Origin of the sequence: Dietzia sp. CW19 (genome assembly GCF_014145265.1) — a bacterium.
Taxonomy (GTDB): Bacteria; Actinomycetota; Actinomycetes; order Mycobacteriales; family Mycobacteriaceae; genus Dietzia; species Dietzia natronolimnaea.
This window is the reverse complement of sequence record NZ_JAALEE010000541.1, coordinates 10,264-11,094: the sequence shown is the minus strand read 5'-3', so window position 1 is coordinate 11,094 and position 831 is coordinate 10,264. Positions and strand designations below refer to the sequence as shown.

Sequence of the window (831 nt, the reverse complement as noted above, 5' to 3'; positions counted from 1 at the left end):
GAACGCATCTACGACGAGGACCTCGCGCAGACCGGTTACTTCATCGGCTGCCAGGCCAAGAACGAGGCGATGGTGGTCGACGCCCGTCGCGATGTCCGCGAGTACCTGGATCTGGCCGCGCGGCACGGGATGACGATCACCGCGGTGACCGAGACCCACATCCACGCCGACTACCTGTCCGGGACCCGTGAGCTGGCGGAGGCCACCCCGGGGCGACCGTTTATGTCTCCGGTGAGGGTGGCGAGGACTGGCAGTACGGTTTCGCCGCGGAGCGCCTGCACCACGGTGACCAGCTCACGCTGGGCAACATCACGGTCGAGGCCGTGCACACGCCGGGTCATACGCCGGAGCATCTGTCGTTCCTCATCACCGACGGCGCGTTCGCCGATGCTCCCGGGTACATGTTGACCGGTGACTTCGTGTTCTCCGGTGACCTGGGCCGGCCGGATCTGCTGGATGAGGCGGCGGGCGGGGTGGACACCCGTTTCGCCGGCGCCACGCAGATCTTCCGCAGCCTCAAGGAGTCGTTCGTCACGCTGCCGGATCATGTCCAGGTCTTCCCGGGCCATGGTTCGGGCAGCGCCTGCGGCAAGGCGTTGGGCGCGCTGCCGTCGACCAGCGTCGGTTACGAGCGGCGCTACGCCTGGTGGGCGGGGTACGTCGAGCGTGACGACGAGCAGGGTTTCGTCGATGAGCTGCTCGACGGTCAGCCGGACGCGCACGCCTACTTCGGCCGGATGAAGCGGCAGAACAAGCAGGGCCCGGCGGTGCTCGGGCCGCTGGCCCCGCTGCGCGAGTTCGGCTCCACCGAGCTGGCCGACGCCCTCGAGG

General features: G+C 68.7%; 1 pseudogene. It reads left to right on the top strand.

Annotation, left to right across the window (positions count from 1 at the left end):
* A pseudogene (locus G6021_RS17605) lies at positions 1 to 831 on the top strand (MBL fold metallo-hydrolase); the annotation flags it as partial.